Consider the following 20,706-nt stretch of genomic DNA (forward strand, 5'->3'; position numbering starts at 1 on the left):
TGCCCGACAGCGAATATCACCGGCGCTGCACCAGGCCGTTGATGTGCGCGTACGCCACCGCGTGCACCCGGTCCCGCAGGCCCAGCTTGGCCAGCACCCGAGACACGTGCGTCTTCACGGTCTCGTCCCCGACGTGCAGCCGGGCCGCGATCTCCGCGTTGCTGTGCGCCGCCGCGACCAGTTGCAGCACCTCGCGTTCCCGCGCGGTCAGCAGGGCCAGCTCCGGTGGCGTCGGGGGAGGGGCGAGGCTCACGGCGAACCGCGCGATCAGCCGTTGCGTGACCGACGGGTCGATCAGCGCGTCACCGCGTGCCGCCACCCGCACCGCCGAGATCAGCTCCTCCGGCGGCAACGACTTCAGCAGGAACCCGCTGGCACCGGCGTTGAGCGCGCGGTAGACGTACTCGTCGGAGTCGTAGGTCGTGAGCAGCAGGACCTTCGTGCGGTTCGCGGGGTCGGACAGGATCTGCTCGGTCGCGCCGAGACCGTCGAGCTTGGGCATCCGGATGTCGAGCACGGCCACGTCCGGCCGCAACCGCGCCACCTCGGCCACCGCGGCCCTGCCGTCCGCCACCTCCGCGACGCACAGCAGGTCGGCCTGCGTCTCGAAGATCGCGCGCATGCCCGAGCGCAGCATCGCGTGGTCGTCGGCGAGCAGCACCGACAGGGTCATGACGCCTCCAGTGGGAACGTGACGACGGTGCGCCAGGTCCGCCCGTCCGGCTCCAGCCCGGACCGGGTGGTGCCGGCGAACATGCCCGCGCGGTTGCGGATCCCGACCAGGCCGCGGCGCACCGAACCGGAGTGGCCGGTGCCCGAGCCCGCGGTGTTCTCCGCCGTGATCGTGAGGGCGGCCGGCGCGTACTCCAGGGTGACCGTCACGCCGGACGCGTCACCGTGCCGCAGCGCGTTGGTCAGCATCTCCTGGATGATCCGGTAGACGGTGACGTCCAACGACTCCGGGATGTCCCGCCGCGGCCCGCACACCAGCAGCCGGGCCGGTGTCCCGGCCGCGCGCACGCCGTCGAGCAGCTCGTCGAGGTTGTCGAGGCCCGGTTGCCGGGCGCCCTCGGACCGGTCGCCGTGCAGGAGGTCGAGCAGGTGCCGCAGGTCCACCATGGCCGCGCGGCTGGCCGTCTCGACCGACAGCAGCGAGGTCGCCAGTTTCGGGTTGCTGCCGGGGTTGCCCAGCCGCGCCGCGCCCGCGTGCATCCCGATCGCGCTCACGTGGTGCACGATCACGTCGTGCAGGTCGCGGGCGATCGCGCTGCGTTCCTCGGTGATCGCCTTCGTCACCGCCGCCTGCGCGTCGAGCTTGTCCACCTCGCGCTGCTTCTCCAGTTCGGCGAGGTACGCGCGCCGCGCCGTGGTGTAGCGGCCGACGAGCCACGGCAGCACCGCCGCCTTGGATGCCACCAGCGCGGCGATCACCGGGCCGTGGCCCACGAACAGCGAACAGCCAGCGAGGCTGACCGACAGCACGCCGAGCGCCGCCCACGCCGGTGCGCCGCGCAGCCACGCCCCCGCGCGGTACCCGGCGATCAGCATGCCGGCGTCGTTGTGGTCGATGCCCTTGCCCAGCGTGAGCAGGATGATCACCGGTACCGCGGCCTGGGCCGCCGCCACCCAGCCGGACAGCCGGGCGGGACCGGCCAGCATGGCGTCCACCGCCAGGGTCATCGCGAGCACGACGGCCATCTGCCCCGTGGTGCGGGCGTCGTACACCACGAACCCGGCGTCGACGACCATGCAGACGACGGCGACCAGCCGTGACTGGTGCTTCAGGGGCAGTTTGATCGCGTCCATCGCCGTGGGATCTTGCCGCATCACGGCCCTGAGGTCCTCCCGCTGCGCAGGGGTCGGAAATCCCCCGTGCGGGGGACCCGGTTTCCGACCGGGCAGTGACGCGGCGGACCCGCGATGATCGCTACCTTCGGCCACGATGAAGCGAAGTGGTGCGATCTTGGTGCTCGTGCTGGGGGCGGTCCTCGGGATCGCGGCCCCCGCACTGGCCGACGGCGCTCAGCTCGGCAGCGACCTGCACGTCGCGCAGAGCCTGGGCGACCGCGAGCTGACGGTGATCATCCGGCGGGTCGCGGAGGTGCCCGGCCCGGTGCACGTCGACGTGGTCACGCACGCCGGCACCCCACCGGGCGAGCTCGTGCTGACCGCACGGGCCGCAGGGGCGCGGACGAGCACGACGAAGGTGGTCCTCGGTGCCACACCGGGCTTCTACTCGGGTGTCGTGGACGTGGACCGGCCCGGTCCGTGGGAGCTGGCCGTGGGGGAGCCGGCGGTCGACGAGGCGACCATTCCGTTCGTCGTCCCGGCGAACGTGCCGTCGCCGTGGGAGAACGCGACGTACGGCGGGTTCATCGCGGCCGGCGTGTGCCTGTTTGCCGCGCTGCTGCTGGCCGTGCTCGGACTGCCCGGTCTGGCACTCGTGCCGGCCGGGGGCGTGGTCGCCGGCGTCGCGGTCGCGGTGACGGCGGCGTTGCTGGCGCCCGGCATCCCGCCGGTCCCGGCTCCCGGCACGCAGCTCGACCCGACCTACGACAACGTCCTGGACCCGTACCGGCGAACGTCCACAACGGACTTCTCGCGGCCGCCGGTGAACCTGGTGCCGCGCGTGGACGGCACTGACCTCGTGCTCGGCCTGACCGACGGGTCCTCCGGCCGGCCGGTCGACGACCTGCTGGTGCACGACAGCGCGTTCATCCACCTCGTCGTGGTGTCACCGGCCGGGAACCTCCGCCACCTGCACCCGGTCCGCGCGGCACCGGGCGAGTACCGCGCCCGCCTGCGCGACGCGGAACAGGGCACGCACGCGATCGCCGCGGAGATCGCGCGCCGCGGCGGGGGAGTGCAGCTGCTGCGCTCCAGCGTCGACGTCGCCGGTGCACCCGGTGCGCCGTCGAATGATGGAAGAGCCGACGTGACGACGGAGATCCGGGAGGCGGGCCGGCCGAGCACGCTCACCGCGCACTTCGGCGACCGCGACCTGCAACCGTGGCTGGGCATGCTCGGCCACATGATCGTCGTCGGCCCGGTCACCGACAGCCCGGCCACGGCACCGATCTGGGCGCACGTGCACTCGATGATCCCGCCGGTGCCGGGCATGCCCGACAAACCCGACGAGAGCGTCGCCGCCTACGGGCCGGACGTGCCGTTCACCTACTCGTTCCCGTTGCCCGGCCGCTACCTCGTGTGGATCCAGGTCGAACGGGACTACGCGGTCGTCACCGTGCCGAAGGTCGTCGACGTGCCCGCGGCGAAGGGGGTTCCAGCGAAGTGAAGCGAACCAGGTCCACGGTCGTGGTGGCCGTCCTGGCCGGTGTCGTCGCGTTGGTGGGGGTGCTGGTCGTGCTGTGGCCGCGCAGTGTGGAGGCGCAGCCGCACCTCGCCGAGACGGAGCGGCTGCGGTTCGTCCTCACGCCGGAGAGCACCAGGACCGGCACCAACTCGTTCGACCTGCGCGTCACCGACCGGTCCGGCGGCCCCGCCCAGGGCGAGGTGACCGTCGAGCCGGCGATGCCGCAGATGGGCCACGCGGTCGCGCCGATCACCGCGGCACCGCAGGAACCCGGCCACTACCGGGTCGGCGGCGTCGAGCTGTTCATGGCCGGCCAATGGGAGATCACCGTGTCACTCAACGCGGAGCGGGTCGTCATCCCGCTGCTGCTCACCTGAAGGGGGAGGATCGATGGACATCACTGCCTCGACGGTGGCCACACCGTCAGCCAGGACCGTCCCGAAGGGGGTGGTGCCCGCCAGTCTCGTCGTCGGCGGCACCCTGATCTCACTGATCGGCCTGACGTGGGACATCCAGTGGCACACCGACGTCGGCCCCGACACGTTCTTCACGATGCCGCACCTGTTCCTGTACGCGGGCAGTGCGATCTCGGGGCTGGCGAGCCTGGTCGTCGTGCTGATGACGACGGCGGCCACCAAGCGCGAGCGCGGTGTCGACCCGATCGTCGGCGGCCGCGCGGTCGGTGTCTTCGGACGCACGTTCGCCGCACCCGTCGGCTACCTCGTCTCCGGCGTCGGTGCCGCGCTGTTCCTGGTCTACGGCCTGTGGGACCAGTGGTGGCACGGCCTGTACGGGTTCGACGCGGTGATCGCCTCGCCGCCGCACATCGGGCTGCTGCTGTCGATCTCGATCACGATGGTCGGCGCGGTCATGGTGTTCGCGGTCGCCCGTGACGAGCCGTGGGGCACCTACGGCGTGGTCGGCTCCTCGGCCGTGCTGCTCGCGTTCAGCATGGTGACCGTCATCGGTCTGCAGGCGCTGCCCAACGGCCTGGTCAACTCGATCAACGTGGGTGCCGCGTTCTTCTCGGTGATGATCCTCTTCATGGCCGGGCACGCGCTGAACCGGCGTGGCGGCGCACTGGCCGTCGCGGTCGTGGTCGCGGCGCTGCAGGCGGTGTTCTGGTGGTTCTCGCCGTGGGCGACCGAGGTCTACGCCGACGCCACCGGCCTGCCGCTGCGCGACTACACCGACGGCGTTCCCGGTCTGCCCAACATGATCCCGATGTGCCTGGTGCTCGTCGCGGTCGCCGTGGAGCTGCTGCACCGGGTGCCGGCCTGGGTCCCCGGCGCGCTCGGCGGCGTGATCATCACCGCCTGCGCACCGCTGCAGCGCATGCTCGTCCACGGCGGCGGCTACTTCCCGAGCACGGACCGCTACCTCGCCACCATCGCGGCCGGCGCGGCGTTCGGCGCCCTCGCCGGGCTGCTCGGCCGCCGGTTCGGCCTGACGCTGCGCCACCTCGCACCGGCCAGGGAGAACCGCCATGCGTAGAACGTTGCCGGCCCTGCTGGGCGCCGCCGCGCTCCTGTTCGGCCTCGCCGCGCCCGCACTGGCCTTCGAGCCGGTGAACGTCGTGCACACCGAGAAGGTCAAGGCCGGGCCCTACGACCTGACCGTCGGCTTCAGCACGTGGCCGCTCAAGGCCATGCAGTCGCTGGACTTCACGTTCGCGCCCGAGGATGGCATCACGGCCAAGAAGGGCACGCTGACCCTGCTCTACGGCAACGAGGTCGCCGACGACGAACCGCTGGCCCGCCACCCCCGCAAGCGCGAGGTGTGGGGCCTGGACGTCCGGGCGCTGCCGGAACCCGGCACGTGGACCATGCGGTTCGACGTCGACGGTCCGGCAGGCACCGGCACCGGCGAGCTGAAGAACCTCCAGGTGATGGAGCAGCCCGGCCCGCCGATGGGCCTGTCGTGGGCGATCAGCACCATCCCGCTGTTCGGCCTGATCGCGCTCATCGTGATCGCGTGGCGGCGCACGCGTGAACCCGCTCGCTCCACATAGGAGTCAGCCGCACCCGGTGGGGCACCTCGTGCACATTCCCCAACGGGGACGCGCACGAGGTGCCCCACCGTCGTCGCCGCCCCGCTGATCACCCTTCACGCGTGCCGTACCTGGCCTCCATCATCAGCACGGCCTCGTCCACGACGTGCGCCGTCGAGGCGTCGTCAGGGGACCAGCCGACGAGCAGCATCCGGGGCCAGAAGACGTAGTTGGAGATCATCCCGAGGAACTGGGTCGCTGCCAGTTCCGTGTCGGCCAACTCCGCCGTGCCCAGGGCTTTCTCGGCGTCGAGATAACGGCGCACCGAGTCGAAGTAGGGCATCTTGCCGCGCTCGAAGTGGGTCTCGCCCAGCTCGGGGAAGCGCGGCAGCTCGGCGATGACGATGCGGAACAGGGCCGCCATGCCCGGCCGGGTGAGCAGGGTGACGTACCGGCGGCCGATCGCCGTCAGGCCCGCCCGCAGGTCGCCCGCCGGGGGAAGCGGGTCGCCGTCGTCCTCGACCGTCCAGGACGCCGTCACGATCGCGTCGAACAGCGCCGCCTTGGTCGGGAACTGCTTGAACAGGGTCGCCTTCGACACCCCGGCCGCCTCGGCGACCTTGGCCAGTGAGGTGCCGGCGTACCCGGCGTCGAGGAACAGCCGGGTGGCGGCCTCGACGATGGCCGCCCGCTTCTGCTCGGCGACGCGCCGGTGGTAGGGCGAGGGCTCCGTCGTCATGCGCACACCCTACGCGAGGCGAGTCACTTGACTCACCACTCGCCCGGTGCGTAGCTTGGCGAGGCGAGTCACTCGACTCACCATCCTTTCGCAGGGAGGACCGCGTCATGGGACGCTTCGACAAGCAGACCGTTCTCGTCACCGGCGGCACCGGCGGTCAGGGCGCCAGCCACGTCCGCGCCTACCACGAGGAGGGCGCGAACGTCGTCATCGCCGCGCTCTCCGCGGAACGTGGCGAGGCGCTCGCCGCCGAGCTCGGCGAGCGGGCGCTGTTCGTCCGCCTGGACGTCACCGACGAGGACGCCTGGGTGGCGGCGGTCGCCGAGACCGAACGCCGGTTCGGCCCGATCGCGGTCCTGGTCAACAACGCCGGCGTGCAGAACCCCGCGGTGCCGATCGAGGCCGTCGAACGCCACGTCTGGGACCGCGTCCTCGCCGTCAACCTCACGGGCGCGTTCCTCGGCATCAAGACCGTGACGCCGTCGCTGCGCCGCAACGGCGGCGGGGTGATCGTGAACATCGCGTCCACGATGGCCCACGTCGGCAGCCCGTTCTACGCGCCGTACGTCGCCGGCAAGTGGGCGTTGCGCGGGCTCACCAGGACCGCCGCGCTGGAGCTGGGCCGGGACGGCATCCGGGTCAACTCCCTGCACCCCGGCGTCATCTCCACCCCGTTCATCACCGACTCGGTCGACGGCCAGCCGCCCATCGCCGACTTCTACTCGCCCGAGCCCTACGCCATCCCGCGAATGGGCACCCCGGCCGACATCACCGCACTCCTGCTCCACCTCACGTCGGCCGAGGCCTCGTTCGTCACGGGCTCGGAGTTCGTCGCGGACGGCGGGCTCCTGCTCGGCCCCGCCCTGAAGCCCGGCACGACGGCAGCCTGACCGCGCCGCCGTCGCCACGGTGGGAGGTGCGGGAAGGGGCGGTGCTGCCCTTCGTCACACGTGCAGGTCCGACGTCGGGCGGCTGCTCAGCCCGGCGATCCGGCCGAACAGGTGCGTGGCGGGGGCGTCCGGGTCGTCGCCGTAGAAGAACTCCGCGAGCGCCTGGTGGAACTCGGTGCGGTCCAGCCCACCGGAGCCGTCCGAGTCCAGGGCGTGGAAGACGGCGGCACAGTCCTCATCGGACACGTTGCCCGCCATGCGGAAGATCTCAGCGAACTCCGCCTGGTCGAGCCGGTCGTCGCCGTCGAGGTCGATCAGGTCGAAGTAGCAGTCGGCCACCGGCCCGACCTGCTGCGGGTACAGGGCGGGATCGGCCAGCGCCCGCCGGAAGCCCTCGGTCATCTCGCGCAGGTCGACCTGCCCGTCCCCGTCCTCGTCCATCGGCGCGATCACGTTGGCCCAGAACGCGTTCAGCCCGTCGGTCAGCCGGCTGGCGACCGCGGAGCCCGGCGCGGCACCGCGGGCGGCGATGAAGCGCTCGCCCATCAACCGGACGTCCTCGCGGGTGATCACGCCGTCGCCGTCGACGTCGGCGCCCCTGAACCACTGGCGGTACTTGAGATCCTGGACTTCAGTCATGGCCACGCAACGTATGCACGCCGCAAACCGGTGTCCAGCAGCGTGACCCGTGCGGGAAGCCGGATCATTCCTTCGGGTGGTGTGTCGGCCGTGGTGGACGTCAGCCGGGCGGGGCGATGTCCGGTGGCGCGAAGGCGAGCACGTCGGGAAGGGGACCGTCGTAGCGCTCGACGTCGACCAGCACGCTGTGGGCACTCGGTCCCTGGGACAGCCGCGAGCACGGCCGGTCCGCCGTGAGGACGTTCGGGTTGCCGTGGCGGTCCAGCGTTCCGCTCTCACCCGGCTGCACCGGATCCCACCACGCTCCCGTGGACAGCTGCACGACGCCCGGCATCACGTCCTCCGACAGGACCGCGCCCGCGAGACAGCCGCCCCGGTCGTTGTGGACGCGCACGACCATGCCGCTCTCGATGCCGCGCGCCGCGGCGTCCGAGGGGTTGATCGTCACCGGCTCGCGGCCGCGGATCTTCGAACCGAGGCTGTGGCCACCGTTGTCGTACTGGCTGTGCAGGCGGGAGGCGGGCTGGTTCGAGATCAGGTGCAGCGGGAACCGGTCCGACAGGCCAGCGCGGAGCCACTCCGCCGGTTCGAACCACTTCGGATGCCCGGCGCAGTCGTCGTAGCCGAACGAGTCGATCTCCTCGGAGAAGATCTCGATCCGGCCCGACGGCGTCGTGAGGGGGAAGCGCTCCGGATCCGAGCGGAGGGCTGCGAAATCGCCGGGGAACGGTCCGGTCGACGCCGGCAGCTCGGCGGTGGAGATCCGCCAGAAGTCGTCGAAGCCCGGCAACGCGGCATCGCCGGCGAGCTTGGCCCGCGTCTGCTCGTACAGGTGCCGGACCCACTCGATCTCGGAGCGCCCCTCCGTGAACTCCTGCTCGAACCCGAGCCGGGCGGCAAGGTCGGCGAAGATCCGGTGGTCGGTCCGCGACTCACCCGCGGGCTCGCGGACCTTCGGCATGGCGACGATGTGCGGGTCCGAGAACCCGGCGGCGAAGTCGTCGCGCTCCAGGCTGGTGGCGACGGGCAGGACGATGTCCGCGAACTTGGCCGTCGTGTTCCACCAGGCCTCGTGCACGACGACCGTGTCCGGCGTCTGCCAGGCGCGGGTCAGCCGGTGGAGGTCCTGGTGGTGGTGGAACGGGTTCCCGCCGCACCAGTAGACCAGCCGGAGCTCGGGCAGGGTGAGACGGCTGCCGTCGTAGTCGATGACCTCGCCCGGACGCAGCAGGGCATCGGCGATCCGCGCGACGGGGATGAAGTCCGGAACCGGGTTGGGCACCTCCGGGATCGTCGCCACGAAGGCGCGGTCCGGGGCGACGCCCGTCGCGTCCATCGTCGCGTACCCCGCGCCCCAGCCGCATCCCGGCCGCCCCATCGACCCCGCCATGGCGGCGAGCACGACGGACATCCAGATGGGTTGTTCGCCGTGGTCCGCCCGCTGCACCGCGTAGTTGACCATGATGAGGGAACGCCGGCTGGTGAGGCGGCGAGCGAGGTCGGTGAGCACCTCGCGGCCGATGCCCGTGATCTCCGCCGCCCAGGCGGCGTCCTTCACGACGCCGTCGAGCTCGCCGAGCAGGTAGGCGGCGAAGCGGTCGAACCCGACGCAGCACCGGCGCAGGAAGTCCTCGTCGTGCCACCCGTTGACCAGCATCGTGTGCGCGATGCCGAGCATCGCGGCGGTGTCGGTGTTGGGCACGACGGGCAGCCACTCGGCGTCCAGGAAGCCGGCGGCGTCGCTGCGGATGGGACTGACGCTCACGAACCGCACCCCGGCCTCACGGCACCGGCGTTGCAGGTCCCGCGTCTGGTGCCGGGCCAGCCCACCGGGGTTGATCTGGCTGTTCTTGAGCGCCAGCCCGCCGAACGCCACCACGAGCTCGCAGTTCTCGGCGATCTCGCCCCACATCGGCATCCGGCTCTGGTAGCTCCACGGATGACCGCCGATGACGTGGGGGAGGATGACCTCCAACGCCGCGGTGCTGTAGGTGTTGCGGGAGTCGGTGTACCCGCCTCCCAGCGCCAGGAACCGGTGGAGCTGTCCCTGCGCGTGGTGGAACCTGCCCGCGCTGGCCCAGCCGTAGGACCCGCCGAACACCGCGCTGTCCCCGTGCCGCGACCGCACCCGGCGGAGCTCATCGCTCACCAGCGTGAGGGCCTGGTCCCAGCTCACCTCCACGAAGGTGTCGCTGCCCCTGGCCGAGGGCTCGCCGTTCAGCCAGCCCTTGCGCACCGCGGGCCGCAGCACCCGAGCGCTGTCCTCGGCCGCCGTCACCATCCCGGGGCCGATGGGCGAAGGCGCGGGGTCGTCGTGCGTGGGCTCGATCCGCACCAACCGGCCGGAGTCGACCACGGCGACGTAACTGCCCCAGTGCGTCGCAACCGGCATGCGTCGTTCCACCACGCCTCAACTCCACCTCAGAAGGGACCTCGGACAGCGACGCCGGGGTGATGTGCCGCAACGGGAGCACGCCGTCCGACCGGAGTCGGTGCCCGGCCGTGCGAACCGGGGGAGGCCCTCGCGGTGGAGTCGCGCATCAGCGGAGTCTCCGTTCCGCCCTCCGGCGTGCCGCGCGGTGCGGCTCCCGGCCGGTGGCCCGTGCTCACCGTAGCCCCGGCCGGGGCGTGGCTGAAGACGATGCCGGACAGGTCCCCCGGCAGGACGAGGGCCGTCGGCCGAACGCGCACAGCGGGTCTGCGTACCCGCCGTCCGCCGCCGTCGGCCGTCCGTCGTACGGACTCAGGAATCGCCCGTCTGGCGCAGTCGTCCGCCGATCCGGTCGAACTCGGCCGCCATCTCCGGGGACGCGAGGAAGTCGTCCAGGCGCGCCGAGACCTCGTGGTCCACCGCCTCCAGCGACCGGATCGCCAGCTGCACGACGAACTCGGGGTCGCGGTCGCCCAGGAAGCCGGCCCAGTGCTCCAGTGCCTCCAGCGCCCGCAGCACCTGCGGCTCCATGTCGCCGTCGGACAGCGTGCCCTCGTCGATGGTGTCCAGCCACGCGCGCAGCCGGTCCGGCGTGCTGCCGGCCGGGTCCGCGCACGCCTGCCCGAACGCCTGCCGGGCGTCGTCGTCGAACTCGGCCGCCGCCGCGTCCGCGAGGTCGTCGCCGGTGGTCAGCCGGACCACGGTCTCCGCGCCGAACCGGTGCCGCTGCCCGTCGTCGGCGGCGGTGACCAGCTCGCGGACGGCCTTCTCCACGTCGTTGTAGTGCACGGCGCGAGTCAAGCAGCCCGGCCGTTCCCGACCGGGATCAGCCCGGACTCGTCCGTCACCGCGCTCTCCCTAGACGTCTCCGCGTTGCCGGGTGCTCGGCACGTGACGCTCGCCGGATCGGTCTGACCTGGCACAATGCCCGGCGTGCTGCTGGAGGCGAGGCTCCTCGCGACGGTGTCGGGCCTCGCGGGTCCGGTCCGCGGCGCGGGCGTCGTCCTGATCAGCCTCTTCGGCGCGTGGTCGGTGGGCACCGCGCTGGGCTGGTCGTTGTTCGCCTTCGTCGTGCTGACCGCCGTCGCCGACTTCCGGCTGCCCCGCGTGGCGCTGCCGGTGGCGTTCGTCCGGGTGGTGGTGCTGTCGGTCGGGCTGGACGGCGCCGCGGGGCAGTGGGCGCTGACCGTGCTGACCACCACCCTGATCACCTGGCAGTGGCAGTGGCCGCCACGGGTCACCGTGCCCGCGACGGCCGCGCTGCTCGCCGTGCAGGTGGTGATGGCGGGACCGGGCGTGCTGGTGCGGGCGGTGCTGGAGTCGGTGCTCGCGCGGCTGGCCTACGAGCTGCTGCGGCGCTCGAGCCGGCGGGTCGACCGGTTGCGCGAGCTGGCCGCCGCGCAGAACCGGGCCGCGGCGGTCGCCCTGGACCGCGGCCGCAGGGAACGCGAGTACCTCGCGTTGTTGCACGACACGGCGGCAGCGACGTTCCTGATGGCCGCCCACGGGGGTGAGCCGTCGTCCGTGGCCGCGCAGGCCCGGCGTGACCTGGTGGTGCTGGCCGAGCGGGACGACGCGCAGGGGACGGTCGATCTCGGCGCCGCGCTGGCGGCGGTGGCGCGGGATTGGACGGTGGCGCGGGACGGGGCGGCGCGGGACCGGGTGGTGGCGTCAGGTGGTTCGGTGGCGCCGGATGGTGCGGCGGTGCCGGTCGAGGTGACGAACGTGGATGGCGTGCTGGCGCGGGACGGTGCGGTGGTGCTGGACGGGGCGTTGGGGCGGGGCCGGGCAGCCACGCAGGGCGAGGCGGTGGCATCCGACGGGGCAGTAGCGCGAGGCGGGGCCGTGACGCCGGGCGGGGCAGTGGCATCCAACGAGGCGGTGGCGTCGGCTTGGGCGGTGGCGTCGGACAGGGCAGCGATGCCGGGCGAGGCGGTGCCATCCGACGGGGTGGCAGTGCGAGGCGGGCCCGTGGCGTCGGACGGGCCGGTAGCGCGAGGCAGTGCCGTGGCATCCGACGGGGCGGTGGCCGTGCGGGTATCGGTGGAGGTCGTGCCGGTCCCCGCGGCGGTGGCGCTGGCGTTCGTGCGGGCGGTGCGGGAGTTGCTGACGAATGTCGCACGGCACGCGGGCGGAGCGGGCGCGGAGCTGGTGGTGTCACGGACCGGTCGGGGTGTGGTGGTCGTGGTGCGGGACGACGGGCCGGGGTTCTCGGTGGACGAGGTGCCGGAGCACCGCCGTGGGCTGCGGGCGTCCGTGGTGGAACGGGTGCGGGCGGCCGGTGGGGCCGTGGAGATCGACTCGGCGCCCACGCGGGGGACGACCGCGCGGCTCGTGTGGCCCGCCGATGTCCGACCACTCGGTGGTCGCCACCGGCTGGTCCGGGTCGCCGATGTCTGACCAGCCGGTGGTCGCCACCGGCTGGTCCGGGTCGCCGATGACTGACCACGCGGTGGTCGCCACCACCCGGCAGGTGTTCCTGGTCGTCGTCGCGGCGATCCAGCTCGGCCTCACCCTGCCGTCGCTCGTCGGCCACGACCAGGGCCCGGCGGAGTGGGCCGCCTACGCCCTCCTCACCGGCGTGCTCGGGGTCGTCGCGGGCCACGTCGCCGCCGGTCACGCCCGGCTCTCCGCCCCCGTCGCGACGGTTCTCGCCGTCATCGTCCTGGCCTCCTCCGTTCTCGCGACGACCGCGCTGCCGGCGGGTGCGTCGTTCGGGCCCGCTGACTGGGCGTTCGGTCTCGTCGGCTGGTACCTGCTGCTGGTGCTCGTCGAGCGGCCCGGGGCGGTGGTCGCCGCGCTCGCCGTGCACCTGTGCCTGGCCGTCGCGTGGTTCCTGCACGCGGGCAACGGTGACGGCGGCACCGCCGGGGTGGTCGTCCTCAGCGGCACGAGTTTCCAGGTCGGTGTCCTGGTGATCACGCGCGTGCTGCTGCGCGACGCGCGGCTCGCCGCGGTGGCCGCCGCCGAGCACGACGCCGCCCGGACCCGTGAAGAGCTGGCGCGGCAACGTGAACAGGACCTCCGCGCCGGGTTCGAGGGACAGCTGGGTGCGGTGCTGCCGTTGCTCGCGGACCTCGCCGACGGGGTGGTGAGCGCGGCCGACGAGCAGACCCGGTTGCGGTGCTCGGTCGCGGCGGTGCAGCTGCGCAGGTTGTTCGCGGAGAACGACGACGTGCCGGACCCGTTGCTGCACGAGCTGACCGCGTGCGTGGACGTGGCGGAACGGCGGGGAGTCGTCGTGTCGCTCGCGGTCAGCGGCACGGCCACGCCGGTGCCGGCCGAGGTGCGCCGGGAGCTCGTCACGCCGATGGCCCGGGCGCTCGCGGTGGCGGGCGGGCGTGCGAAGGTGAGTCTGCTGCGCACGGCCACGGAGGTGCGGGTGGCCGTGGTGGCGGACGCGCCCGGTGAGCTGCCGTGGTCGGACGGCGTGCCGGAGGCGGTCACGGTCGAGACGAGCGTCCACAGCGGACTGGTGAGGAGCGAGGCGCGATGGCGGACGACGTGACGGCGGTCGTGGTGGACGACCACCCCGTGGTGCGCGCGGGGGTCGCGCACTGGCTGTCCACGGCGGACCCGCCGATCACGGTCGTGGCCGGCGGCGAGGACCCCGAGGTGGCGTTCGGCGGTCCCGCCGATGCCGTGGTCGTCCTCGACCTGCACCTGGCCGGCGGCACACCGGCGATCGCGGCGTTGCGCAGGCTCGTGGAGGAGGGGCGCAGGGTCGTCGTGTACTCGATGCGCGCCGACGACGAGATCGCGTTGCAGTGCCTGGAGCTCGGGGCGCTGAGCTACCTGACCAAGGCGGAGGGCGCCGACCACCTGGTGCAGGCGGTGCGGGCGGCGGCGGACGGCCAGTCCTACACCCCGCCCGCGCTCGCGGGCGCGCTGGCGGGCGACCGGTCCGAGACCCGGCCCGCCCTGTCGCCGCGGGAGACCGAGGTGCTGGTCGAGTGGTTCCAGTCCGAGTCGAAGGAGTTCGTGGCGCAGCGGCTCAACATCACGCTCAGCACGGTGAACTCGCACCTGGAGCGGATCAGGGTGAAGTACGCGGCGATCGGACGGCAGGCGCCCACGAAGGCGGCGCTCGTGGCGCGGGCCATCCAGGACGGGCTGATCGGCCTCGACGACCTCTGAGCCGCCGTGTGGTGTGAACGACCGATACCGGACCGTCCACGTGCGACCTAGCCTGCTGGCAACCCCAGGTTCCGCAGCGAGGAGTTCCGCAGTGACGCACGCCCGACGTTCCCTTGTCCTCGTCGCGGCGGCGGGCTTGCTCCTGTCGGCGTGCGGCAGCCAGACGAACGGCTCGCCCGCGCCCGTCGAGACCACGACGGAGACGACGACGACCACCACCACCACCAGCTCGAAGGCGAGCACCACCGCGAAGACTCCGGTCGCCGCCGGTGGCGAGGTCACCGCTCCCGGCTCGAAGCTCAAGGTCGGCGCCCGCGCGGTGATCCCGTACGCCTCGAACGACAAGAACGGCACCATGGCCGTCACGCTGTCCGCCATCGAGCCGGGCGCGAAGGAGGACCTCGCGAAGTTCGGCGACAAGGCCAAGGGCATCACGCCGTTCTACCTGCGGGTGAAGGTCGAGAACCTCAGCGGCACCGACCTGCGCTACACCTCGGTGTCCCTGCGCGGCCTCGGCGCGGACGGCAAGGGCACCGGCGTGATCATCAGCGGCGAGACGCCGAAGTGCGAGTCCACCAGCGCCCCGAGGACGTTCTCGGCTGCGGGCGAGACCTACGAGACCTGCGTGCTGACCGCGGCACCGGACGGGTTGAAGGTCGTGGCCGCCGAGTACAACCGCGGCGACGACTACGTGAAGTCCCCGATCGTCTGGGAGAGCTGAGCGCACCGGCTGACCTAGCGCCGGGTCGCTGCCTCGACGACGGCGAGCACCTCGTCCAACGTCCGCAGCTGCTCCGCGCTGAGCCGCTGGAAGGCCGCGCGCAGCACCTCGTTGCCCGCGGCCTCGCCGGCGACGAGCGCACGGGCGCCCTCCTCGGTCACGGCGACGACCTTGGCCCGCTTGTCGCCGGCGTCGGACGAGCGCCGCACCAGCCCGTCGCGCTCCATCGCCTCGACGGCCTGGGTGATCGACCGCGCGGCCATGCCCAGCTCCGCGGCCAGCCGGGTCTGCTTCACCGGCCCGAGCCTGGTCAGCACCTGGAGCACCTTCGTCCTGGCCAGTGACACCCCGCTGCCGGCCATGTGCTCGTCCACGGCCCGGCGCAGCTGCGCGGACGTGGTCAGATAACGGAGACCGATCTGCTCGGCCCTCCCGCTCGTGCTCACACCGGCTCCTTTCGTGAGGTACCTCAGCATCTGGCAGTATTGAGGTACCTCACGATATAGGAGCGCCATGACCACCGCCGTCATCACCGGCGCGACCCACGGCCTGGGCCGCCTCGTCGCGCTGGAGCTGGCCCGCCGCGGCTTCTCGCTGGGCGTCATCGCCCGCGACCCCGCCAAGGTCGACGCCCTGCGCGCCGAGATCACCTCCGGGGTCGCGGTCGACGCCTTCGCGGCCGACCTGTCCTCGCTGTCCGACGTCCGGCGCGTCGCCGAGGCCGTCGACGCCCGCTACGACCGCATCGACGTGCTGGTCGACAACGCCGGTGTGCACGCGTTCAGCCAACGCGTCACCCCGGACGGGTTCGGCGAGATGACCGCCGTCAACTACCTCGCGCCGTGGGTGCTGACGAACGCCTTGCGCGCCAAGCTGATCGCCTCGGCACCGGCCCGTGTCGTCACGGTCGCGTCCGAGGCGGCGCGGCACGCCGGTGACCTCGACCCGGCGCGTGACCTCGCGGACACCGGCGCCTACACCCGCCGCGAGTCGGCGGTGCGGTACGGCCGGACCAAGCTGATGGACATCATGTTCAGCCAGGAGCTGGCCCGGCGGCTGGCCGGTACCGGTGTCACGGCGAACTGCTGCGACCCCGGCTTCAACGTCACCGGCCTCGGCCGCGAGCTGCCGTTCGCCGGGTTCCTGGAACGGGTGCTGCGGGGGCTGCGGGTCGGCGACCCCGGCCGGGGTGCCGCGATCATCACCCGGCTGGCCGCCGATCCGGAGTTCGCGAGTCGCACGGGCGGCTACTTCTCGGTCAAGGACGCCGCACCGCTGGACTGCCCCGAACCCGGCCGGAGCGCGGCCGTGCAACGCGCGCTGTGGGAGGCGACCGAGACCCTGCTGGCCACCGGGCCGCAGCCGGACTAGTCGCCTCGCGCGAAGACCGCCAGCGGGTCGGTGTGCCGGGGCACCCAGCCCAGCTCGGCCCGTGCGCGGGCGGGTGTGAACCGCTGGTCCAGCGCGAACGCGTCCGCGATCGGCCCCATCCGCCGGCGTGCCTCGTCCAGCGACAGCGACACCGTCTTGCCCTCCAGGCCGGCGCCCCTGCTGATCGCGGTGGCCACCTCGTGCGCGGTCGGGTCCACCCCGCCGACACCGAGGTACACCGACCCGGCCCGTGCGCCGAGCGCGGCGACGTACAGCTCCGCGAGGTCGTCGACGTGCACGAGCGACCAGTGGTTGGCGCCGTCGCCGATGTGCGGGATCGCGCCCGCCTCCACCCCCGGCGCGGTGAAGAACGCGTCGATCAGGCGGTTCTCCCCGCCGTACAGCAGGCCCGGCCTGAGCACGACCGGGCGGCCGGTCGACGCGCGGGCGAGCACGGCCTCCTCGACCGCCTGACGCCAGGCGACGACGGCGGGCGGGTTCCACGGGGCGTCCTCGTCGGCGACGCCGTCGGTGGAGCCGTGGACCCAGGTGCCGCCGGTGTGGACGTAGGTGCCGGTGCCGACGCCGTCCTGCATGGCGGTCGCGGCGGCGAGGTCGGCCTCGGCGCCGTCGGCCTGCGCGAGGTGGATGACGGCGTCGGCGCGACCGGCCGCGGCGGTGAGGACGTCCAGTGCGGACAGTCCGCCGTGGACGGGGACCGCGCCCAGCGCACGCACGACCGCCGCCGAGCCGTCGGTGCGGGCGAGTGCCTCGACCTCGTGCCCGTGGCGGAGCAACGCGGCCACCACCGCCTTGCCGATGTAGCCGGAAGCCCCGGTGATGAAAACCCTCATGGCGAGCCTGTCCTCTCGTTCCTCGACTGCACCTCCAGCCTGTTCGTCGCGCTCGGTCACGTCCAAGACCTGTTCCGGCCCCGGCGATACCCGTTGGGCATCGCCGGGGCCGGAGGGTGGAGCGGGTCGCGGCGCCTGGAGCCGGGGTCGTCCGGCGTCGCGACCCGAGTCCCGGTCAGGAGTGCGGGCAGGTGTCCCGGTACTCCTCGATCAGGGTGCTGCGGCCCGGTGCCGGGCAGAGGAACTGCTCGTAGCGGGTGTCGTTGTCGATGAACCGCTTGAGCCACGAGATGCTGTACTTCGCGATCGTCGTGTTGTTCGAGTTCGGCGCGAAGTGCGTGGCGTTGTTCAGCTCCAGGTACGCCTTGTCCAGCGTGGACGGCAGCGTCGTGTAGAACGGCTCCGAGTGCGTCGCGACCGGTGCGATGGAGTCGTCCTCCGCGCCGACCACGAGCGTCGGCACGCGGACCGACGACCAGTTCTTGGTGGTGTGCCACGCCGTCAGGGGGATCGCCGCCTGCAGCGTCGGGCGCTGGCTCGCGGCGCGCAGGGTGCCACCGCCGCCCATCGAGTGACCCATGACGCCGAGCCGGGTGGCGTCGATGCGGGACCGGACGCTGCTCTGCTGGGTCAGGTAGTCCAGTGCGGCGAGCAGCTGCGACGCGCGGCTGTCGGGCTGGTCGTAGATCGTGTTCGTGTCGATCGTGAACACCACGAAGCCCTGCGACGCCAGGCGCGGGCCCAGCCACGAGATGCTGGACTGCGTGCCGGTGTAGCCGGGGGAGACGGCCACGGCGCCGAAGGTCCCGGAGGTGGTGCTGGTCGGGTAGTAGATCGTGCCGCCACCGAAGCCGCCGACCAGGGAGGAGACCGAGGTCTCCGACACGGCGAACGGCCCGCGGAGTGCCTCGATGCTGGAGACGGTCGGCGCGGGGCCGCGCTCGTAGGGGTTGTCGGCCGCCTGCGCGGCGGTGCCGGTGACGAGCACCAGCGTGAGCGCTAGTGGGATCAGGGTGCGAAGTTGCACGGCGCTGTACACCTCATTCGGCAGGGGAACTGCGGGGAACACCTCGACCCTGCAACCACCGCGCACGGGTCCGCATCGGTGCAACCACCGGTCCCGGTAAAAACTTCAGTGGTAAAACTAACGCTGGTAGTTGAATTTGTCCCACACCCCTTCCGCTGGGCCTCCCACGACGCGAAACTGGCCCGATGCTGCGTGGCCGAGACCGGCAGCGCGTCGCCGTCGACGCGTTGCTCAGGCGTGCGCGCGTTGGACGCGGAGGGGTGCTCGTGGTGTGCGGCGAGCCCGGCAGCGGCAGGACCGCTCTGCTCGACCACGCCCGGCGCTCCTCCGAGGCGGTGCTGTGCGTGGACGACGTGCGGGTGCTCGACGACGACCTGCGCCGGCTCGCCGCGGACGTCACCGACACGCAGGCCGCGCTGCTCATCGCCACCGACGGGGAGACGTTCGGGCTGCCCGCCGTGGTGCTCGACCCGCTGGACCGCGCGGAGAGCCTGCTCGTGCTGCACGACCTGGTGCCCGGCCTGCCGGGCGCGCTCGCGGTCGACCTCGCGGACCTCGCGTGCGGCAACCCGCTCGCGCTGGTGGAGCTGGCCCGCTCGCTCACGTCCGACCAGCTCGGTGGCATCGCACCGCCGCCGGACGGGTTGCCGCGGGACAGCTCGCTGCGCGGCCGGCTGCTGGCCCGGTTCGCCGCGTTGCCGCAGCGGGCGCGTGACGTCGTGGCACTGGCCGCCGTGGACGAGGAGCTGACGGCCGACGAGCTGGCGCGGCTCACCGGCGACCTGGACGCGGTGACGGAGGCGGGCGCGTTGCTCGACCCGCGCCGGTTGATCCGCTCGACGCTGTACGCGGGCCTGTCGCCGGCGGTGCGGTTCCAGGCGCACGCGCGGCTGGCCGAGCTGCTGCCGCCGGGACCACGCCGTGCCTGGCACGCCGCCTGCACCGGCCAGGCCGGCGACGAGCCCGCGGATCAGCTCACCACCAGTGCCGAACGCGCCCGCCGCTGCGGCGACTTCGCCACCGCCGCCCGCGATCACGACCGCGCGGCCCGGCTCACCAGCGACCCCGAGCAGAAGGCCCGCCGCCTGCTCAACGCCGCCGCCGACCACTGGGCCCACGGCGCGCCGCACCGGGCACGGGCCGTCCTGCGCACGGCGTCGCGGCTGACCGACACGACGGAGCTCAAGGCGCTGGTGGACCTGGTCGTCGGCGGCATCGACCTGGGCGAAAGCCTCCCGGACGTGGCCGCGGATCGGCTGGTCAGGGCCGCGCGGAGCCTCCTCGGCACCCGGCGCGGGCTCGCCGTGGCCGCGCTCGGGTTCGCCGGTGAGGCGGCGAGCATCGCCGGTGACCACCGCAGGTACAGCGCCATCGCGGAGTTCGCCGCCCGGATCCGCCTCGCCGACGAACCGCCCGCCACCCGGCTCACCCTGGAGCACCTGGCCGGGATGGCGGCGACGTTCGACGGGCGGCACGACGTGGCGCTGCCGGCGTTGCGCCAGGTCATCGAGCTGGCGCACCAGGTGCCGGGACCGCAGGCGCGGATCTGGGCGAGCCAGGCGGCCTACGTGCTGGGCGACGCCGCCGGGTCGCACGAGATGGCCACCGGCGCGGTCACGGCGGCGCGGGAGAGCGGGTTGACCGCGCTCGTGCCGTGGGCGCTGGTCTACCGGGCGCTGTCGGCACTCCTGCTGGACCAGCACGCCGCCGCCCTCACCGCGGCCACCGAGGGCGTGCACGCGGCGACCGCGATCGGGCAGCACAACGCCGTGGTCGACCACCTGACGATCCTCGCGCTGCTGGCGGCGTTGCGCGGCGACGCGGAGACGGCGCTGCACCGCATCGACGCCGCCACCGAGCACATCACCCAGCGCGGGCTCACCCGGCCCGGCACGTTCGGCGCGTGGGCGTTCGCGTGCGTCGACCTCGCGCGCGACCGGCCCGCCGACGCGCTGGACCGGCTGCGGCTGCACCCCGGCCACGCGGGCATCAAGGTCATGGCCGCGCCGCACGTGGTGGAGGCGGCCGTCGCGTGCGGTCAACCGTCGACGGCGGACCGGGCGCTGCAGCGGTTCGAGCGGTGGGCGGAGGCCACCGGCAGCCTCGCCCGGCGCGCGCTCTCGCACCGCTGCCACGGCCTGCTGGAGACCGGGACCGCCGACGAGCACTTCGAGGAGGCGATCCGGCTGCACCGCGCCAGCGGCACCGCCATGGAGCTCGCGAAGACGGAGCTGCTGTACGGCAACCGGCTGCGGCGCGGGCGCAAACCCAAGGTGGCGCGCGAACACCTGCGCGACGCCGTGCGGATCTTCCAGTCCTACCAGGCAGATCACTGGGTCGCGCGGGCCACCGCCGAGCTGCGCGCGGCCGGTGACACCACCGGCGAGCCGAACGACCGGCCCGAGCTGACGCCGCAGCAGGCGCAGATCGCGCGGCTGGTCGCGGAGGGCGCCACGAACCGCGAGATCGCCGCGCGGTTGTTCCTGAGCCACCGCACCGTCGAGCACCACCTGCGCAACATCTTCGCGCGGCTCGGCGTGCGGTCGAGGGTCGAGCTGACCAGGAGGCTCGACTGACGTGTCCGATCAACACGA

The 20,706-nt window shown here is 72.9% G+C and carries 20 protein-coding genes; 11 read left to right on the plus strand and 9 right to left on the minus strand.

The genetic code is table 11. The annotated features are described in order from the left end of the window. Nucleotides 1-16: 16 nt before the first annotated feature. Nucleotides 17-673, minus strand: a complete 657-nt coding sequence (locus ADL03_RS19165) for a response regulator transcription factor (RefSeq protein ID WP_053734857.1) — start codon at nucleotides 671-673, stop codon at nucleotides 17-19. Next, entirely contained in the window at nucleotides 670-1,806 is a 1,137-nt protein-coding gene (locus ADL03_RS19170; RefSeq protein WP_053734858.1) for a sensor histidine kinase, read from the minus strand. The genes ADL03_RS19165 and ADL03_RS19170 overlap by 4 nt, the downstream gene beginning before the upstream one ends. Before the next feature lie 136 nt (nucleotides 1,807-1,942). On the opposite strand from ADL03_RS19170, the gene ADL03_RS19175 reads away from it, so the two are divergent. The 4 genes from ADL03_RS19175 to ADL03_RS19190 are packed head-to-tail and all read left to right on the plus strand — an operon-like array spanning nucleotide 1,943 to nucleotide 5,324. Next, nucleotides 1,943-3,295 (plus strand): hypothetical protein, encoded by a 1,353-nt coding sequence (locus tag ADL03_RS19175; protein WP_197288455.1) that lies wholly within the window; start codon nucleotides 1,943-1,945, stop codon nucleotides 3,293-3,295. Further along, complete coding sequence (locus ADL03_RS19180) at nucleotides 3,292-3,690, plus strand: FixH family protein (RefSeq protein WP_053734859.1); 399 nt, start codon at nucleotides 3,292-3,294, stop codon at nucleotides 3,688-3,690. Before ADL03_RS19175 ends, ADL03_RS19180 begins: the two co-directional genes overlap by 4 nt. Before the next feature lie 13 nt (nucleotides 3,691-3,703). Further along, complete coding sequence (locus ADL03_RS19185; protein WP_053734860.1) at nucleotides 3,704-4,807, plus strand: hypothetical protein; 1,104 nt, start codon at nucleotides 3,704-3,706, stop codon at nucleotides 4,805-4,807. Beyond that, entirely contained in the window at nucleotides 4,800-5,324 is a 525-nt protein-coding gene (locus ADL03_RS19190; protein ID WP_053734861.1) for a hypothetical protein, read from the plus strand. Before ADL03_RS19185 ends, ADL03_RS19190 begins: the two co-directional genes overlap by 8 nt. An 88-nt stretch (nucleotides 5,325-5,412) precedes the next feature. On the opposite strand, the gene ADL03_RS19195 is transcribed toward ADL03_RS19190, so the two are convergent. Further along, nucleotides 5,413-6,042, minus strand: a complete 630-nt coding sequence (locus ADL03_RS19195; RefSeq protein ID WP_053734862.1) for a TetR/AcrR family transcriptional regulator — start codon at nucleotides 6,040-6,042, stop codon at nucleotides 5,413-5,415. Nucleotides 6,043-6,149: 107 nt separating this feature from the next. Here ADL03_RS19195 and ADL03_RS19200 point away from each other — a divergent pair, with 107 nt between their 5' ends. Further along, nucleotides 6,150-6,932, plus strand: a complete 783-nt coding sequence (locus tag ADL03_RS19200) for an SDR family NAD(P)-dependent oxidoreductase (RefSeq protein WP_053734863.1) — start codon at nucleotides 6,150-6,152, stop codon at nucleotides 6,930-6,932. Nucleotides 6,933-6,986: 54 nt separating this feature from the next. On the opposite strand, the gene ADL03_RS19205 is transcribed toward ADL03_RS19200, so the two are convergent. From ADL03_RS19205 to ADL03_RS19215, 3 genes are all read right to left on the minus strand, one after another. Further along, on the minus strand, nucleotides 6,987-7,571 hold the full coding sequence (locus ADL03_RS19205; RefSeq protein ID WP_053734864.1) for an EF-hand domain-containing protein: 585 nt from the start codon (nucleotides 7,569-7,571) through the stop codon (nucleotides 6,987-6,989). 100 nt (nucleotides 7,572-7,671) lie between these two features. Further along, nucleotides 7,672-9,963, minus strand: a complete 2,292-nt coding sequence (locus tag ADL03_RS19210; protein ID WP_053734865.1) for a molybdopterin-dependent oxidoreductase — start codon at nucleotides 9,961-9,963, stop codon at nucleotides 7,672-7,674. Nucleotides 9,964-10,314: 351 nt separating this feature from the next. Then, entirely contained in the window at nucleotides 10,315-10,791 is a 477-nt protein-coding gene (locus tag ADL03_RS19215; protein WP_053734866.1) for a hypothetical protein, read from the minus strand. A gap of 144 nt (nucleotides 10,792-10,935) precedes the next feature. Here ADL03_RS19215 and ADL03_RS19220 point away from each other — a divergent pair, with 144 nt between their 5' ends. From ADL03_RS19220 to ADL03_RS47175, 4 genes are all read left to right on the plus strand, one after another. Beyond that, nucleotides 10,936-12,402 (plus strand): ATP-binding protein, encoded by a 1,467-nt coding sequence (locus ADL03_RS19220; RefSeq protein ID WP_197288456.1) that lies wholly within the window; start codon nucleotides 10,936-10,938, stop codon nucleotides 12,400-12,402. Beyond that, the gene (locus tag ADL03_RS19225; protein WP_157528942.1) at nucleotides 12,395-13,510 is read left to right on the plus strand and encodes a hypothetical protein; all 1,116 of its coding nucleotides are present in this window, start codon (nucleotides 12,395-12,397) and stop codon (nucleotides 13,508-13,510) included. Before ADL03_RS19220 ends, ADL03_RS19225 begins: the two co-directional genes overlap by 8 nt. Next, nucleotides 13,495-14,139, plus strand: a complete 645-nt coding sequence (locus ADL03_RS19230; RefSeq protein ID WP_053734868.1) for a response regulator transcription factor — start codon at nucleotides 13,495-13,497, stop codon at nucleotides 14,137-14,139. Before ADL03_RS19225 ends, ADL03_RS19230 begins: the two co-directional genes overlap by 16 nt. 91 nt (nucleotides 14,140-14,230) lie before the next feature. Beyond that, a complete protein-coding gene (locus tag ADL03_RS47175) occupies nucleotides 14,231-14,860 on the plus strand; it encodes a hypothetical protein (protein ID WP_053734869.1) in 630 nt (209 codons plus the stop codon). Nucleotides 14,861-14,874: 14 nt separating this feature from the next. On the opposite strand, the gene ADL03_RS19240 is transcribed toward ADL03_RS47175, so the two are convergent. After that, nucleotides 14,875-15,306, minus strand: coding sequence for a MarR family winged helix-turn-helix transcriptional regulator (locus ADL03_RS19240; RefSeq protein ID WP_197288457.1), 432 nt, complete (start codon nucleotides 15,304-15,306; stop codon nucleotides 14,875-14,877). A 67-nt stretch (nucleotides 15,307-15,373) separates the two neighbouring features. On the opposite strand from ADL03_RS19240, the gene ADL03_RS19245 reads away from it, so the two are divergent. Then, nucleotides 15,374-16,231, plus strand: coding sequence for an SDR family NAD(P)-dependent oxidoreductase (locus ADL03_RS19245; protein WP_053734870.1), 858 nt, complete (start codon nucleotides 15,374-15,376; stop codon nucleotides 16,229-16,231). Here ADL03_RS19245 and ADL03_RS19250 read toward each other — a convergent pair. Together ADL03_RS19250 and ADL03_RS19255 are read right to left on the minus strand one after the other, a co-directional pair. Further along, nucleotides 16,228-17,085, minus strand: coding sequence for an NAD-dependent epimerase/dehydratase family protein (locus ADL03_RS19250; protein ID WP_053734871.1), 858 nt, complete (start codon nucleotides 17,083-17,085; stop codon nucleotides 16,228-16,230). The two genes, ADL03_RS19245 and ADL03_RS19250, sit on opposite strands and share 4 nt — an antisense overlap. Before the next feature lie 175 nt (nucleotides 17,086-17,260). Further along, on the minus strand, nucleotides 17,261-18,112 hold the full coding sequence (locus ADL03_RS19255) for a dienelactone hydrolase family protein (RefSeq protein WP_197288458.1): 852 nt from the start codon (nucleotides 18,110-18,112) through the stop codon (nucleotides 17,261-17,263). A 185-nt stretch (nucleotides 18,113-18,297) separates the two neighbouring features. Between ADL03_RS19255 and ADL03_RS19260 the strand changes: the two genes are divergently transcribed. Further along, nucleotides 18,298-20,688, plus strand: coding sequence for a LuxR C-terminal-related transcriptional regulator (locus ADL03_RS19260; protein WP_053734872.1), 2,391 nt, complete (start codon nucleotides 18,298-18,300; stop codon nucleotides 20,686-20,688). The last annotated feature ends 18 nt before the right edge of the window (nucleotides 20,689-20,706 follow it).

It is taken from the genome of Nocardia sp. NRRL S-836 (assembly GCF_001279525.1).
Classification (GTDB): domain Bacteria; phylum Actinomycetota; class Actinomycetes; order Mycobacteriales; family Pseudonocardiaceae; genus Lentzea.